The 15,574-nt window shown below is 38.8% G+C and carries 14 protein-coding genes and 1 pseudogene; 10 read left to right on the forward strand and 5 right to left on the reverse strand.

Annotated elements, in window-relative coordinates:
• The first annotated feature begins 24 nt into the window (after positions 1 to 24).
• Together ACFIKU_RS05615 and rpsP are read left to right on the forward strand one after the other, a co-directional pair.
• Positions 25 to 354, forward strand: a complete 330-nt coding sequence (locus ACFIKU_RS05615; protein ID WP_375641171.1) for a chorismate mutase — start codon at positions 25 to 27, stop codon at positions 352 to 354.
• A 16-nt stretch (positions 355 to 370) separates the two neighbouring features.
• Positions 371 to 745, forward strand: coding sequence for a 30S ribosomal protein S16 (gene rpsP, locus ACFIKU_RS05620; RefSeq protein WP_375641169.1), 375 nt, complete (start codon positions 371 to 373; stop codon positions 743 to 745).
• Positions 746 to 881: 136 nt separating this feature from the next.
• Here rpsP and ACFIKU_RS05625 read toward each other — a convergent pair whose 3' ends face one another.
• A complete protein-coding gene (locus ACFIKU_RS05625; RefSeq protein ID WP_375641167.1) occupies positions 882 to 1,097 on the reverse strand; it encodes a DUF1674 domain-containing protein in 216 nt (71 codons plus the stop codon).
• Positions 1,098 to 1,180: 83 nt separating this feature from the next.
• Here ACFIKU_RS05625 and htpX point away from each other — a divergent pair, with 83 nt between their 5' ends.
• The 3 genes from htpX (at position 1,181) to ACFIKU_RS05640 (ending at position 5,449) form a co-directional block, all read left to right on the forward strand.
• Positions 1,181 to 2,224, forward strand: a complete 1,044-nt coding sequence (gene htpX, locus ACFIKU_RS05630) for a zinc metalloprotease HtpX (RefSeq protein WP_375641165.1) — start codon at positions 1,181 to 1,183, stop codon at positions 2,222 to 2,224.
• A 50-nt stretch (positions 2,225 to 2,274) separates the two neighbouring features.
• Positions 2,275 to 3,639: an RsmB/NOP family class I SAM-dependent RNA methyltransferase gene (locus tag ACFIKU_RS05635; protein WP_375656925.1), complete on the forward strand. Its 1,365-nt coding sequence runs from the start codon at positions 2,275 to 2,277 to the stop codon at positions 3,637 to 3,639.
• Between the two features lie 64 nt (positions 3,640 to 3,703).
• Positions 3,704 to 5,449, forward strand: coding sequence for a heparinase II/III family protein (locus ACFIKU_RS05640; protein ID WP_375656926.1), 1,746 nt, complete (start codon positions 3,704 to 3,706; stop codon positions 5,447 to 5,449).
• Positions 5,450 to 6,303: 854 nt separating this feature from the next.
• On the opposite strand, the gene ACFIKU_RS05645 is transcribed toward ACFIKU_RS05640, so the two are convergent.
• The 3 genes from ACFIKU_RS05645 to ACFIKU_RS05655 all read right to left on the reverse strand — a co-directional run bounded on the left by ACFIKU_RS05645 (position 6,304) and on the right by ACFIKU_RS05655 (position 9,895).
• Positions 6,304 to 6,456, reverse strand: coding sequence for a DUF1127 domain-containing protein (locus ACFIKU_RS05645; RefSeq protein WP_273790070.1), 153 nt, complete (start codon positions 6,454 to 6,456; stop codon positions 6,304 to 6,306).
• Positions 6,457 to 6,805: 349 nt separating this feature from the next.
• Positions 6,806 to 8,425, reverse strand: a complete 1,620-nt coding sequence (gene purH, locus ACFIKU_RS05650; protein ID WP_375641159.1) for a bifunctional phosphoribosylaminoimidazolecarboxamide formyltransferase/IMP cyclohydrolase — start codon at positions 8,423 to 8,425, stop codon at positions 6,806 to 6,808.
• Between the two features lie 687 nt (positions 8,426 to 9,112).
• Positions 9,113 to 9,895 carry an SURF1 family protein gene (locus tag ACFIKU_RS05655; protein ID WP_375656927.1) on the reverse strand — a complete coding sequence of 261 codons (783 nt, stop codon included), beginning with the start codon at positions 9,893 to 9,895 and terminating at the stop codon, positions 9,113 to 9,115.
• Between the two features lie 298 nt (positions 9,896 to 10,193).
• Between ACFIKU_RS05655 and rpmB the strand changes: the two genes are divergently transcribed.
• The 5 genes and pseudogenes from rpmB to ACFIKU_RS05680 all read left to right on the forward strand — a co-directional run bounded on the left by rpmB (position 10,194) and on the right by ACFIKU_RS05680 (position 13,611).
• Entirely contained in the window at positions 10,194 to 10,511 is a 318-nt protein-coding gene (gene rpmB, locus ACFIKU_RS05660) for a 50S ribosomal protein L28 (RefSeq protein WP_375656928.1), read from the forward strand.
• 118 nt (positions 10,512 to 10,629) lie between these two features.
• Positions 10,630 to 11,313: a VUT family protein gene (locus ACFIKU_RS05665; RefSeq protein ID WP_375656929.1), complete on the forward strand. Its 684-nt coding sequence runs from the start codon at positions 10,630 to 10,632 to the stop codon at positions 11,311 to 11,313.
• A gap of 644 nt (positions 11,314 to 11,957) precedes the next feature.
• Positions 11,958 to 12,158: a DNA adenine methylase gene (locus ACFIKU_RS05670; protein WP_375641152.1), complete on the forward strand. Its 201-nt coding sequence runs from the start codon at positions 11,958 to 11,960 to the stop codon at positions 12,156 to 12,158.
• A gap of 109 nt (positions 12,159 to 12,267) precedes the next feature.
• The gene (locus tag ACFIKU_RS05675; protein ID WP_375641150.1) at positions 12,268 to 12,642 is read left to right on the forward strand and encodes a DNA adenine methylase; all 375 of its coding nucleotides are present in this window, start codon (positions 12,268 to 12,270) and stop codon (positions 12,640 to 12,642) included.
• Between the two features lie 118 nt (positions 12,643 to 12,760).
• Positions 12,761 to 13,611 (forward strand): annotated as a pseudogene (locus ACFIKU_RS05680) (HaeIII family restriction endonuclease).
• A gap of 64 nt (positions 13,612 to 13,675) precedes the next feature.
• On the opposite strand, the gene cobT reads toward ACFIKU_RS05680, so the two are convergent.
• On the reverse strand, positions 13,676 to 15,571 hold the full coding sequence (cobT, locus tag ACFIKU_RS05685) for a cobaltochelatase subunit CobT (RefSeq protein WP_375656930.1): 1,896 nt from the start codon (positions 15,569 to 15,571) through the stop codon (positions 13,676 to 13,678).
• Positions 15,572 to 15,574: the final 3 nt, after the last annotated feature.

Here is a 15,574-nt window from a genome sequence, read left to right on the forward strand (position 1 = left end):
GATGTAAAGAGGGAAAGGAATATAATGCAGGAAACAGTATTAAACGAATTGGCACATTTACGAGCATCTATTGATAATTTTGATGCAACCTTGATTCATATCTTAGCAGAGCGTTTTCGTTGTACGAAAGCTGTTGGGCGTTTAAAAGCGCGTTATGATTTGCCTAAAGTAGATCCTCTGCGTGAGCAATATCAGGTAGCGCGTTTGCGGCAATTGGCTATAGATAGTGATCTTGATCCTGACTTTGCTGAAAGATTTTTAAAATTTATTATTAAAGAAGTTGTGAGTCATCATGAAGTTATTTCTGAAGAGCAAAAAACAAAAAAAGTCAATTTAAACGAAAGCCAGAGCTGACAATAGGAGATAAAATATGGCATTGAAAATTCGTTTGTCCCGTGGAGGTTCAAAAAAACGTCCTTACTATCATATCGTCGTTGCAGATGTTCGTAGTCCGCGCGATGGGCGGTTTCTTGAACGTGTTGGTGCATGGGATCCAATGTTGCCTAAAGATGGACCGAGGGTGAAACTTAATGAAGAACGTATTCAATATTGGCTTGGGCAAGGGGCTCAACCAACAGATCGCGTTTTACGGTTTTTAGATGCAGCTGGCTTGAAAAAGCGTCCAACTCGTAATAATCCACATAAAGGTGAACCGGGTAAAAAGGCACAAGAACGTATAGCAGCAGCAAAGCAAGCGGAAGAAGAAGCAGCAGCAGCGGTTGAAGCAGAATCTGCTTCAGCATAAGAAGCATGATTGTTTAATCAACGTGTTTTTAAAAGCTTTAGAAAAATAAATATTATCCGTTTTTGTCTATCAAAAACGGATTTTCTTTAAAAAGCTGCTTGTTTAAACAGCGTTGGTTTTTTAAAAATCAATGGTTTTAAAAGTCAATAGCGCGGCCTTTAATTTCCCAGTCTCCATAGCGGGAAGGGTCTTTGCCGCCACGTCCGCCGTTTTCTAAAGGTTGTTCTTTTTTTGCTGCGCTTTTTCGCCGTTCTTCAGCTTCTTTAAGGGCGCGTTGTGCTGCGGGAGAAAGAGATTGCTGTTTAACGACAGTTGCATTTTTTTTGCTTGTTTTTCCATCTTTTTTATTCATTTTACACCTATTCCATTGAAGAAGCAGAAAGAAAACACCATCATATAATATTGATTGACTTTTATCATGGAGTTTTTTGAGTAATGAATATAATGCGTACAGCCATGCTTTTGGCTTTTTTAACTGCTCTCTTTATGGGAGTTGGTTATCTTGTTGGAGGGGGCGGTGGCATGGTCATTGCTCTTTTGATGGCAAGTGGTTTAAACTTTTTTTCTTATTGGAATTCGGATAAAATTGTTTTACGCATGTACGGGGCGCGTGAAGTTGATCAGCATTCAGCACCAGTTTATTATAAGATTGTAAGCGATTTAGCGCAAAGGGCTTCTCTTCCTCAACCAAAGGTTTATGTTATTGAGAATGCGCAGCCAAATGCTTTTGCGACGGGACGTAATCCGCAAAATGCTGCTGTTGCTGCAAGTACTGGGTTGTTAGAGCGGTTAAGCGCTGAGGAAATTGCCGGCGTTATGGCGCATGAGCTCGCACATATTGAGCATCGTGATACCTTAACAATGACTTTAACCGCAACGATTGCAGGGGCAATTTCAATGCTTGGTAATTTTGCTTTCTTTATGGGAGGGCAGCGCAACTCTTCAGAAGATTCTCATGGCGCTGGGGCAATTGGAGGATTTATTGCATTGCTCGTGGCACCTTTTGCAGCGATGTTGGTGCAAATGGCGATTAGTCGTACGCGTGAATATGCTGCGGATCGGAGAGGGGCTGAAATATGTGGCAATCCTTTATGGTTGGCTTCGGCATTGCGTAAGATTGCTGATGGGGGACGTGGGGTATATAATGAAGAAGCAGAGCATAATCCAGCAACTGCGCATCTGTTTATTATTAATCCTTTGAGCGGTGAGGGAGCGGATAGTCTTTTTTCTACACATCCAGCAACTGCAAATCGTATTGCTGCTCTTTATCAGCAAGCAGAAGAGATGAAAGGGGCTCTTGCCAAAAGTGTGGGATGGAATAAAGAAGACACTATGCATGAAAAAAGCAGCGGGATGAACTATGGAGATTTTCATAGTGGTCAGGCTCATGCATTAGGTGAGCAAGAAAACAATTCTTTTCAGCGTGTTACAAAACGTCCTTCTTGGCTTCGTTATGAAAATTCAAAAAGATCTCGTTGATAGAGTTATTGAGGGGGTTTTAAAGGAAACAGTGATATAAAGGTGGTGTTTTGAAACACAAAAAAGCGGGGCATGTGTCTGAAAAAAATGTTCCAGGATTAGCTGTTCGACAGGTGTGTGTGCGTCTTTTGGGGGCGGTAGTTGATAAGTACACGCCTCTGTCTGGTTTGACGGATAATGAACACGGACATCCACAATATTTAAAGCTTTCACAACGAGATCGTTTGTTATGTCGGGCTATTTTAACAGCTTCATTGCGTCATCGAGGGCAGATTACGGCAGCTCTCTCACGCCTTTTGGCGCGTCCTTTGCCTTCACAAGCACTTTCACTCCAGCATCTTTTGCATATCAGTGTTGCACAAATTCTTTATCTTGATATTCCCGATCATGCGGCTATTGATTTAGCTGTGCGTGTGGCGAAACTTGACCCTCGAATGCACCGTTTTTCAGGGGTGGTGAATGCTCTTTTACGCAATATTGCACGTGAGGTGATGCCCTTACGCCAACAAGTTCCTACCATTGAAGGGGCGCCAGCGTGGTTTGGACAGCTTTTAATATCAGCTTATGGAACAGAAAAGGCGCATCAGATTATAGCAATTCAAAGTGTGGAACCCCCTTTCGATTTGACAGTGAAATCTGACAGTGTTGGATGGGCTAAAAGGCTTGGCGGTGTGGTGTTGCCCAATGGTTCTGTTCGATTAAATCGTCTAGAGTGTTCTGTTTCTGATTTACCAGGCTATAGTGAAGGAACTTGGTGGGTTCAAGATTTCGCTGCAGCGTTGCCTGCTTGTTTACTAGGAACACTTCGGGGTAAACGCGTTGCTGATCTTTGTGCGAGCCCTGGGGGGAAAACAGCGCAATTGGCTTTGCAAGGGGCAGAGGTGACAGCAATTGAGCTTTCTGCTAACCGCGTAAAGCGTTTAAAAGAAAATATGGAACGGCTTCATTTTTCAGTTAACATTTGGCAGGGCGATGTGAGAAATTTCCGTCCCCCACAGCTTTTTGATGCGGTTCTTCTTGACGCTCCTTGTTCTTCTACTGGAACGATCCGTCGACATCCAGATATTTTATGGACGAAATCGAGAGATGATATCGTCAAGTTAGCGGCGTTTCAACATGATTTGCTTGTCGGGGCAATTTCTTTGGTGAAGGTGGGGGGACGGATTGTTTTTTCCAATTGTTCATTGGCAAGAGAAGAAGGTGAAGATCTTATTGAGAAAATTTTATCTACACGCAATGACATCGTTTTAGAACCTATTTATCCAGAGGAAATGGGAGCTCTGGCACATTTGCTTTGTGGGGGGATGTTACGTACAACGCCTGCGGATTTTTGTCATAAAAATTTTGATGCTGAGAACACCGCATTTTTAGGAATGGATGGTTTTTTCGCTGCGCGCTTACGAAAAATTGCTTAATTAACGCTTCATTTACGAAAATGGTCGAAATTGTATTTGATTCAGCATAAATGGAGATGAAATTTTGGCGGTTGCGGTAAAAGCTCCTCAGGTAAAAGTGGCGGCCTGTATCGATACGATACAGAATGTTATGCGGCGTTTATGGGTTGGACCATTGTTTCGTTGGCGATTTTCAGGGTTTCGTCCTCATAAAATTTTAGCGCATCCCATGGATTTGCATGTAGCAGACCCTATGATGGCGCATGAATTTTATCATGGTCGTTTTGCTTTTGCTGGTCACATTGTTCATTCTGGTGCTGTTTCGCCGTTTGCATTGGTTCCACCAACGCTAGAATGGGAAGCGGCTCTACATGATTTTCATTGGTTGCGCCATATGGAGGCAGCAGGAAGTGATTTAGCTTCTGCACATGCACGCTCTCTTTTAGAAGATTGGTTTGACCATGCTGGCAAGAAGGTAAAAGGGCTTGCTTGGAGTGGTCCTGTTGTGGCGCGGCGCTTGATTTCATGGATTTGTCATTCGAAAATGTTGTTAGAAGGGGCAAGTGAGCGGTTTGAAAAACGCTTTTTACGTGCACTTGGTTTGCAATTTCGTTATTTGCGCGTAACAATTTGTAGTATGGAGCACAATGATCAACGTTTACAAGCAGCAGTGGCTTTGACATTCGCATCTCTTGCTTTGCCTGTTTCTGTGGCAATGAAAAAAAAGGTACAAACCACACTTATAGAAGAGCTTTCCCGTCAAATCCTAGTTGATGGTGGGCATATTTCTCGTAGTCCTGTTATTTTGCTGAATTTGTTATCGGATTTATTGTCGTTACGGCATCTTTTTATGCGTAGCAATGAAACAGCACCCCGTATTTTGATTGATTCTGTTGAGCGTATGTTGCCAGCTTTACGATTCTTTATCCATGAGGATCAAACGTTGGCCCATTTTAATGGGGTTGGTCCCCTTGTGTCGGAACGGTTATCGTCCCTTTTGGAGCTTGATGAAACAGGAGGGCATCCTTTTAGTTATGCCCGTTATTCAGGATTTCAGCGCTTAAAAGCTAATCAAACAACAGTGCTTGCAGATACAGGAAAGTTTCCACCCCGCTTTGTAGCACAGCAGGCTTGTTCGGGGTGTTTGTCTTTTGAAATGTCTTCACAAGGGCACCGTTTTATTATAAATACCGGTGTTAATCCTGATGGGCGGGAAGATTATCGACATTTAGGACGTGTTACTGCAGCACATTCAACAGCTACGCTTAATGATTGTTCAGTGGGTGCTTTTTATCAGAAAAAGAAAAATGGCGCGCCATTTTTGTTTGATGGACCCAGGGAAGTTCAAGTGCGCCGTATAGAGGATTCAGAGAAGACGGGTTTTATTGCGAGTCATAATGGTTATGTGCGACCCTTTAATCTCATTCATGAGCGTGGTCTTATTTTGGCGACAAATGGAGATATGATCGAGGGTTTTGATCGCTTTTTTATGCCAAATAAAGGGGGAAAGAGACACAAGAGTGTGCAAAATGAACAGAATAATGTTGCTGTTCGGTTTCATCTTCATCCACAAGTTGAAGTTAATTATGATGGCGAACGTGTGTGTTTAGCCGTAAAGAACGAGAACATGAAGAGCGAACAAGTATGGTATTTTATATCGCCTGACGCAGATATTTGTCTTGAAGATTCTATTGATTTTGCAGAATCAACAGGTCCACAACGGACACAACAGATTGTTTTATATTTTCGCCCTGCATTTCAGGAAAAAGTTCGTTGGCGTTTTATCCGTGAAGCGTTTGATAAAAAATTAGAACATTGTTCTAACCCATAGTATATTGCGTTTTATCTTACGTGTCGCAAAACATCATCGTTTATTGTGGTAATATTCTTAAAATTTGAAGATCATATAAATTTTATACATGAAACATTTTGTTAGAGTATAGGTTGGATGTTTTTAGGCAAGTTTTTCTCATAGAATCTTATGAGGTGATGCTAAGAGGGATTGGCTCCAGAAAAAAGGTTTTTTGATAGGCCATTGTTGACAGATGCGTACTGGTTAAGGATCTTCATTCTTTAAAGATATGGAGAGAAAATAGAGCTGTTGCTTATCTTCGATAAGTTCTTAAGTATGCTATTGGGATCAATATTTATCTCTGAGAGAGTTGCATTAATATGGTCATGCTCCTCACAAAAAACAGAGCGCTATTGTATTGCATATTCACGGACTTATTTTAAAGAAAAACCCCTTTACGTTTATGAAGGAGCAATTCTGGCACCATCACCTATAGTGTCCAATCTAACAGCTCTTAGCACTAGAGATGGTTCATAAGAGGCATTTTTAGCCTTTTCTTAATAGTTTTTATCCACACAGGATTCCCCGCTTGTAACGTACAAGCGAATGTTTTGGTTGATTCAACATACATAGATTTGAAATGAGAGAATCTTACGGTACTCAGGGTTCTAATTCAATATGAATAACGCTAAATTGTCATTATAAATCAAATAATAAATCAAATGTTGTATATCACAGAAGCACTGAGAATTTGAAAAACAACACGCAGCAACGGCTGAGAGAAAAAACACTTCTGCTCTTCGTTATTATACTAAAAATGAAGGCGTAACAATAAACCACAAAATGCACGTTTTCTCATAGCAAAGCATTCTCTCGAATATCCCAAACACCTTTCATAAAGATTTACGCGAATAACGTCGTGCAATTGAATCAATATCACCTCGACAAATTCCAAGATCGCTGAGTTCGTATGTTGAAAGACGACTTAACGCATTAACGGTTCGACGATAACGGCGCCAATTACTATAAAAACGTAGAATATTCATATCCTCTACTCAAACTTTTCATTACACTCTTTAGTTTAAGAATAGAGCATATTACTAAAAAGAGTTGTGTTATAATATCATAACAGGTATGCATCTACATACAAGATAACATCCCTTTAACATTTTCCTCATGTGAAAGGGCAACCATTAAAAATATCAACAAAAACAATATTCTCTCCTTAAACAATGGCTAAATTATGTGCATTTTCTTCGGTGATAAACTTCTTCACGTGTAGATTCTTTGGATTGAATAACTGCTTTCATTTCAACAGTTATCAATAGTCATACGATGATTATGAAAAATTCCTTGAAATATTTGTCTCATATGAAGAGGGAATCAGCAAAACTATTAATGTCGGAAGTGTCGTGTTCCTGTAAAAACCATTGCTAAACCCTGCGCATCAGCAGCAGTGATAACTTCTTCATCACGCATGGAGCCTCCTGGTTGAATAACTGCTGTTGCCCCTGCTTCAGCTGCTGCTAATAAACCATCTGCAAAAGGAAAAAATGCATCTGATGCAACAACTGATCCTTTTGTGAGGGGTTCTGTTAAGCCGGCTCTTTGAGCACTTTCTGCTGCTTTACTTGCAGCAATTTTTGCTGAATCGATGCGGCTCATTTGTCCGGCTCCAATTCCAACTGTTGCGCTATTTTTTGCGTACACAATAGCATTTGATTTAACGTGTTTTGCTACACGAAAAGCAAATTGAAGATCACGCATTTCATCTTGAGTTGGTGCCCGCTTTGTCACTACTTGCAATTTAAGATCATCAACCACCACGTTATCACGTGATTGCACTAAAATTCCTCCTGCAAGTGTTTTCGCAAGAAGTCCTCCACAGCGTGGATCAGGAACTCCACCTGTAATGAGCAAACGAAGATTTTTTTTCTTGGCGATAATTTCACGTGCCGCCATTGTGGCATCAGGAGCAATAATCACTTCTGTGAAAATTTTAACAATCTCTTCAGCACATTCTTCATCAAGGGTTTGATTTAAAGCAACAATTCCACCAAATGCCGATACATTATCACACATAAGAGCTTTCAAATAAGCTTCTTTCAAATTTTCTCCTTCCGCAACACCACAAGGATTGGCATGTTTAATAAGAGCGACAGCAGCGGTTTTTTGCGGATCAAATTCTGCCACAAGCTCAAAGGCTGCATCTGTGTCATTCAGATTGTTATAAGAAAGTGCTTTGCCTTGTAAAAGTTTTGCTGTTGCAATACCAAAACGTTTTTCATTATTGCGATAAAATGCTGCCTGTTGATGTGGATTTTCTCCATAGCGCATAACACTTTCAAGATGACCAGAAAAACTCTGCCACGATGGAATTTCAATTTTTAAATCCTGTGCAAACCACGATGCTATTGCCGTATCATAGGCAGCGGTGTGTGCATAAGCGCGCATTGCTAGCTGATGACGCATAGATAAGCTTAAACATCCATTATGCTGCTTTAATTCAGCTAGAATCGAATCATAATCTTTTATCGCTGTTACAACACCAGTATAAGCATAATTTTTTGCCGCGGCGCGAATCATCGCCGGTCCACCGATATCAATATTTTCAAGAATTGTTTGCCCGTCGGCTCCCGATAGGATCGTCTCTTCAAACGGATAAAGATTCACCACCAAAAGATCAATTCCATGAATGTTGTTCTTTTCCATAGCTTCTCTATGGCTAGGATCTTCTCTTACCCCTAATAAAGCACCATGAATCAAAGGATGGAGTGTTTTCACACGCCCATCCATTATTTCAGGAAATCCGGTAACTTCAGCAACATCTTTTACGGGTAAACCAGCAGCTATGAGGGTTTTGGCTGTTCCTCCTGTTGAAATCAATTCAACATTGTAAGCAGCATGAAGGGCTTGTGCAAAAGCAACCACACCCGTTTTATCAGACACAGAAAAGAGAACACGACGAACCCGATGAAGATCAGGTATGGGAAAATTTTTGGCAACAACACCCATAACAGAAGCCTTAAAAATGAAAGAGTTAAAATTCTAGTAAAACAAGCTTATAGATTTATAGCATAAGCCTTTAGCAAAATACACTGAAAGGATAAACTGTCTTTTTAGAATATAGGATGACTCACCTTTTTCTACTATCCTGTAAAAACCTCTTATTTAAGGTGTGGTGATAGGTATAAAAGTCTCATTGAGACATTAAATGTTTTTTGTTGCTTATAACTCAACATCTCATCTTCATAGCAGTTTTGAAACAAAAAATGCATCCGGATATTCTCTGCTATATTAGCTTTATACTAGATGAAGGCGAAAGTATTGCGTATATCAGTTGGAGTAATCTCTGAAATGGGAAACAATCTAATGAGGCAGGAATATCAAATTATAAAGGCAAAAATGAGTGCCTATCCTTCCTATCATTTTTAAATTTGGCTTTATGTTTTTCAAAAGCTTTTATGACAATGTTTTTAAGAGTGAATTTTTTATAGAGTGGAGATAATGTATTGCTTCACATTTTTGTGTACATTTTTAATGAATTAATCCTCGTTTTATGATGATTTTTTTGAAGAGTATCGCGTAAATTTTTTGTGTGGACGGTATAAAGATCCATTGTTCGCCTATGATCTTTATTTAACAAAGGCGCAAGTTAGTAGATTCTGTTCTCTTTATCACTTGAGATGGAAGAGGTCTTTTTTAGTTTTTTTGCCGTAGCAGAAAAAGAAAAGCTCCTAATACACCAGCCGCTAAAATAAACCACGTGATTGCATAAACGAGATGATTATTTCGAAAATGGATAATCGTAAGACCAGTGACGGGAAGGTTTGCTTGTGGAGATGTTTTTCTGGCATCAATGAAATAAGGGGCAACAGTGGACAAACCAAGTTTTTGTGCCATAGCGGAGAGATCGCGCGTATACCATAAATTTTTGTCAGGATTATTTTTACGCGGGAAAAATCCATTTTTTTCACTCATGCGTAATAAACCTATAATCGTTGTTTGTTCTGTGTCCGTGGTCGAATTTCGCTGAGATGAGGCATTTGTATACGATTGCTCTGAGTTTTGAAAATTGTTACGTTCATCCATGGGGATAAAGCCACGGTTGATAAAAATCAGTGTATTATCAGCAGTTTGTAAAGGAGTCAAAACCCAATAGCCTGTAGTATTTTGAGCGGCTGCAGTGACTAAAATATTTTTGTCTGTTAAAAATTTTCCTGTGATAACAACAGGTTGATATTCATTTTTTTCAAAAGTAATATCTGACCATTGATTTTTTAGGGGGGCTTTTATGGGGGGCAAATGAATGCGCTGATTGGCACTGGTGATAAGATTTGTTTTCCAGTTTAACCGTTGTACTTGCCATATACCTAATGCGCTGAAGAGAAGAAAAAAACAAATACATAAAGTTCCAAACAAAAAAGAAGAAAAACAGCAAGATTTTCCCTGAAGCTTTGTCATGGGAGGCTCTTTTTTGCTCATGATTTATGCTTCCTTTCGGGACAATAGGTTTTTATTCTAACATAGTATGTATTTAAAAAAAACGTTTTGTACGCTTTTTGGCAGAATTTGCACGCCTTAATTGAGAAAAAAGATGAAGAATAAGCCCGTAAGAGATGAAAAAGGTTTTATAAAAGACTTGACCTTTTGTTGTCGACCCCCTATTAGAAAGAGACTTCCCAATGATGCCCGTTCAAGGTTGCATTGTGCGTTTTTTGCGTTCATTGTGTCTTTTGGGTATGGGGATTTGAAAGTTTCTTAGAGTTTAAGGGTGAAGTTTATGTCTCGTGCATGTGAATTGACAGGGAAGACGGTTCTGTATGGTAATAATGTTAGCCATGCAAATAATAAGACTCGGCGTCGTTTTTTACCAAATCTTTGCAATGTGACATTGATTTCAGAAGTGTTACAGCAAAGTTACCGCTTGCGCATTTCAGCAAATGCGTTGCGTTCTGTTGAGCATCGTGGTGGCCTTGATGCTTTTTTGGTCAAAGCAGACGATAAAGAGTTGTCGCAACGTGCGCGTTTGCTAAAACGACAAATCATTAAGAAAAAAGCTGAGCAAGAAGATGGGCAAAAGGCTGAACAAGCAGCGTAATTGTTAGCGCCATTCTTTTTGGTTTATTGACGCTTTCATTCCGGTTTTCTGTTCTGGAAGTTAAGTTTTTTCAGGTTGATTGTTTTATTTTATTGGTTCCGTATTCTAGGTTGAAAAAATGCCCCCAAGCAGTCTTTTACGAGAACAGCAAAAGAAGAGGTATATTGTTTTTTCTATTTTAGCAATGTGCCTTGCTGTCACTGCTTCTAATATTTTTGTTCAATATCCTGTCTATTGGTTTGATTTAAATGAGCTGTTGACTTATGGGGCTTTTACCTATCCATTTGCTTTTCTGATCAATGATTTGACCAATCGTTTTTATGGTCCATCTGCTGCGCGGCGTGTGGTTTATGCTGGTTTTTTTGCGGGCGTCTTTGTTTCTTGGATATTGGCAACACCACGGCTTGCACTTGCTTCTAGTTTTGCATTTTTATTTGGGCAACTCCTTGATATTGTTGTTTTTACTCCTTTGCGACGTAAAACATGGTGGAAAGCACCTTTAGCAGCAGCGTTGGTTGGTTCGGCTTTGGATACAGTGCTGTTTTTTGCTCTTGCTTTTTCTAGCTCTTTTGCTGTTCTTGATAAGATAACAGGCTATGCTGATAGTTCACTGGTGGAGAGTACTGTTTTGGGAGGGGTAGGCATGCCAGTTTGGCTCTCGCTTGCTTTTGGTGATTTTTCGGTAAAAATTATTATGAGCCTGTTTATGTTGATTCCTTATGGAACAATTCTTAATATTGTAAAGCTTCCTCTTTATCAAAGTCATTCAAAGGATGATTCTTCTTTTGTTTGTAACAAATAATGATCTTTGTTCTTTTGTTTTGCTAAAGAAGAGGGGGGCGTTATGTCCTCTAAGGGCAGAATTTGAGCGGATTTATAAGAAGTATTTTGATTCTTTTCTCAAGTGGTGTTTATCCATACATCATCTATACTTATAATGTGTAGGGAAGCGGTTTTGACTGATTCAGTATGAGATAAAGGCATCTTATCAGTATTAAAAACAGATAATAAAGCTCTTATAAAGGACCCAAAATGTCTTGTTAAGAATTGTGATTTCTTCCTTATGATTATTTGAGTTATAAGAAACTTGGTTCTTATAAAGGAAAAAACATTTCGATATACATTTGGGTAGTATATAAATAGAAAAATAAATACCAATGGTATCAAGTCCTTTTTGACGGTTTTAATACTGGTATTTATCATTATTTTAGGAACAAACGTTTGTGCAGATATGTTAATGAATTTATCATTTGTTATAATGCGATCTCTGTAGAATTTGGCAAACGCTTCGAGTATTTATTTTAGATAATTGTAGGTTAGAAAATGCGATACTTGGAGCTGATAGTATGAACAAAATGATAAATCAAAGAGATCATACAGAGGCTTTATTTGATAATTTGGTATTAACTTCCTTGAAAAAACAGAGAGAGACTAGGGAGTTACCCATTGTCAAATCACCTCTTCGTTATCCGAGGGAAAAGTCGTGCTGTTCCTATGATTATTAATAACTATATAAGGAAACGGAAAACTTTATGTTCTCCTTTTGTAGGAGGTGGTTCAATTGAATTAACCTTAGCAAAAAGAGGAACAAGGGTTTATGCTTATGATGCTTTTAAGCTGCATGCTATTTTGGGGCAGATACTTTAGAGAGATGCTTCAGCTCTTGCATAAAAAGTGAGAGAATATGAAGATATGACTCCCGCAATGTTTTATAATCTCCAAAAAACTTTTGGGAATATTAAAAATCAATTAGAGATTGCTGCCGTTTTTTCTTACTCTTAATCGCTCTTCTTTTTCCGGAACAACACTTTCTGGCGGTATGTCTCCAGGACACTCCCGATTCAATTATCGTTCTATTGAACGGCTTAAAGATTTTAAGATTGAAAATTTTACAGTGGAACACAGAGATTTTACAGAAAGTATTCCTAAACACTTTAACGATTTTCTTTATTGTGATCCTCCATATCTTATTAATCAAAAACTTTACGGTCAAAAAGGCGATAAACATCATTCTTTTGATCATCAAGCTCTTGCTGAACTTTTGAGAAAGCATCACAGATGGGTTTTATCTTATAATGATTGTGTGGAAGTTGGAGAACTTTATAAAGGACATACAATACTTAAATCCTGAATGGACTTACGGTATGGGAAACAATAAAAAATCAAATGAACTCGTAATTTTGAGTAAGGATTTTTAGGAAATTGCATGAATCAGATAGAAAATGGAAAAGCCTTTGAATTGCTTTGTCATGGGTTTTAAAAAAGCGACAAAGGCTTCTATAGAATTTAACTCGTCCTTTCAAATAGCGGAGTCTTTTTATAATTTATTTAATGATACTGAAAAAAGGCTTTTAAATCTTGCTTCTATTGAAGCAGCTGTTTTCTTACAGTTACATGATAAAAATATTAGAAACACGAAAACTATTGTTCTTCAGGAAGATTTTGCGGGGATCAAAGGAGATGTCCGTGATATTATTTTAAAAGTTCCTGAAAATCACATTGGTATTTCTGCAAAACATAATCATAGCGCTATCAAACATCCTCGCCTTTCCAGTAAAATAGATTTTGGTAAAGAATGGACAGGTTATTCTTGTAGCAGCGTTTATTTTAATGAAATTAAACCTATTTTTGATTATTTAGCAGAGCTCAGAGATAAGAAGATGTTCTTTAGAGATATAGAGAATAAAGACAGCAGAGTTTATCTTCCAATCCTAGAAGCTTTTTCTAAAGAACTTCAAAGGCTTTGTTTAGATTATCAAGATAAATTTGTGAAGTTATTGTTTCAGTATGTTATAGGTTCTTATGATTTTATAAGATTATGATAGATACAAGATCTAAACAAAAACGGGTTATTATTCAGTCTTTTAATTTGAATGGCACTCTGGGATATGGTCGTAAATGGAAAATTCCAAGCAAAATTTTATCAGTTGCACTAAAACCAGAAAGTAAAAACAAACTCATTATAATTTTTGAAGATGGTTGGAGCATTTCTTTTAGAATTCATAATGCATCCAGTAAAGTAGAAGCTTCTTTAAAGTTCGATATTCAATTTGTGGGATTATCTTCTCAGGTTGTTAGTCATCAAATTCTGATGGTTTAATGCCGATGGTTTAATGATAGAGATAATTTTTTAAAATGTAGCTGTTGGCTGTTTCAAGGCAGATTTATTTCTTATGAATATGAGGCTTTTTATCACTAAAAAGTATTTCTAATTGTTTTGTTATGGCGTCGGCAAGTTCTTCAGCATTCATAATTGTTACAGCACGTTGATAATAACGTGTGACGTCATGACCAATTCCAATGGCAATGAGTTCGATGGGGGAGTGTGTTTGGATTTCTTGAATCACTGCGCGTAAGTGTTTTTCTAGATAATTGCTGGAGTTGACCGATAGTGTCGAATCATCAACAGGAGCACCATCAGAAATGACCATGAGGATGCGACGTTGTTCACGCCGCGATAAAAGACGTTGATGAGCCCAAATTAAAGCTTCTCCGTCGATATTTTCTTTTAATAATCCTTCTTGCATCATCAAACCTAAATTGCGTCGTGCGCGACGCCATGGGGTATCAGCACTTTTATAGATGATATGGCATAAATCATTGAGGCGTCCAGGATTGTGGGATTTGTTTTGGGTAAGCCATTGTTCTCGCGATTTTCCTCCTTTCCAAGTTTTAGTGGTAAAACCTAAAATTTCAACTTTGACACTACAACGTTCAAGAGTTTGTGCCAAAATATCAGCACAGCTTGCGGCAACGCTAATGGGGCGTCCGCGCATTGAGCCAGAATTATCAATGAGAAGTGAAACAACCGTGTCCCGAAATTTGGTGTTGCTTTCCATTTTAAAAGAAAGGGGTTGCATGGGATCAATAATTAGACGTGGAAGCCGTGCTGGATCAAGATATCCTTCTTCAAGGTCAAAGCTCCAGTTGCGATTTTGTTGCGCCATCAAGCGGCGCTGGAGACGGTTTGCTAAACGTCCAACGATGTTTTGAAGATGATTGATTTGCTTATCAAGATAACGGCGTAAGTGATCTAACTCGTTTTCAGAACAAAAATCTGTTGCTTCCAAAATTTCATCAAATTGACGGGTGAAGATTTTATAATTGCCAAGTCTTTCCATTTGTTCCGAATCGGAAAAAAGGCGTTTGGGTCTGCTCGGCTTTTCTTGCCAAGGTCCATTTTTTTGCTCGCCGTCAGCTTGATCATTGTTGTTTGATTGTGTCGCTTGTGTTTTTCCGTCGTCTTGCACATCACTTTCTTGTTCAGTGCTGGTTTGTTTTTCACTTTGAGCGTGTTTTTTGTTTTTACTCTCTTCTTCTTCTTGGTCTTGAGGTTCACATTCGTTTTTTAATTTTTTATTGTTTTCACTGTTAGAAGCTTCAGCTTGTTGCACTGTCATTTTGAGTGTAGCAAGCATCTGGCGAACAATCTGTGCAAAAGCTTGTTGGTTGTAAATATGATGAGTGAGTTCATCGAGTTCTGCTGCTGCTTTTTGTTCGAGTTCTTGACGCCACAATTCTAAGACAGGACCTGCTTCTCTTGGAGCTGTGCGCTTTGTTATTTTTTCACGCAATAAAAGTGCAATCGCTTCTTGGATGGGGGCTTCACTTTGGTTGCTAATTTTATGATAATGGGCTCTTTTGTATTTATCGGCGAGCATGACATCAAGATTTTTTGCAAGCCCCTCCATGGCTAAAGTGCCAATTGCTTCGACACGTGTTTGTTCGAGGGCATCAAAGACAGCACGTGCTTCTGATTCTAGTGGAGCAAATTGCATGTGAATGCGGTTATCATGCCATGCTTTGCGTAGAGCCATGGAATCACCTAATCCGCGGGTAATGGTGATGTCTTTATTCGTTGCGTATTGAGGTAATTCTGGTAAACGCGCACAACTTTCGCTTAAAGATGGTCGGTTATGACTAAAGGAAACTTCAAGGTTTTTTGTGCCTGCAATTGCACGCATACAGGTGGAAAGTGCTTTTTTTAAAGCTTCAGCATTAAGAGTGTTTTTGGAAGAGTCCTTTGCCAGATTTTTGTTGTCGCCAATATCGGTAGCCATGAG

It is taken from the genome of Bartonella sp. CM120XJJH (assembly GCF_042194715.1).
GTDB lineage: Bacteria > Pseudomonadota > Alphaproteobacteria > Rhizobiales > Rhizobiaceae > Bartonella.

What these genes read in the sequence shown, in the direction of transcription:
- ACFIKU_RS05615 (WP_375641171.1), top strand. Translation starts at nt 25, where the DNA reads ATGCAGGAAACAGTATTAAACGAATTGGCACATTTACGAGCATCTATT.
- ACFIKU_RS05645 (WP_273790070.1), bottom strand. Translation starts at nt 6,456, where the DNA reads ATGAATATTCTACGTTTTTATAGTAATTGGCGCCGTTATCGTCGAACC.
- ACFIKU_RS05625 (WP_375641167.1), bottom strand. Translation starts at nt 1,097, where the DNA reads ATGAATAAAAAAGATGGAAAAACAAGCAAAAAAAATGCAACTGTCGTT.
- ACFIKU_RS05665 (WP_375656929.1), top strand. Translation starts at nt 10,630, where the DNA reads ATGCCCCCAAGCAGTCTTTTACGAGAACAGCAAAAGAAGAGGTATATT.
- purH (WP_375641159.1), bottom strand. Translation starts at nt 8,425, where the DNA reads ATGGGTGTTGTTGCCAAAAATTTTCCCATACCTGATCTTCATCGGGTT.
- cobT (WP_375656930.1), bottom strand. Translation starts at nt 15,571, where the DNA reads ATGGCTACCGATATTGGCGACAACAAAAATCTGGCAAAGGACTCTTCC.
- rpsP (WP_375641169.1), top strand. Translation starts at nt 371, where the DNA reads ATGGCATTGAAAATTCGTTTGTCCCGTGGAGGTTCAAAAAAACGTCCT.
- htpX (WP_375641165.1), top strand. Translation starts at nt 1,181, where the DNA reads ATGAATATAATGCGTACAGCCATGCTTTTGGCTTTTTTAACTGCTCTC.
- rpmB (WP_375656928.1), top strand. Translation starts at nt 10,194, where the DNA reads ATGTCTCGTGCATGTGAATTGACAGGGAAGACGGTTCTGTATGGTAAT.
- ACFIKU_RS05655 (WP_375656927.1), bottom strand. Translation starts at nt 9,895, where the DNA reads ATGAGCAAAAAAGAGCCTCCCATGACAAAGCTTCAGGGAAAATCTTGC.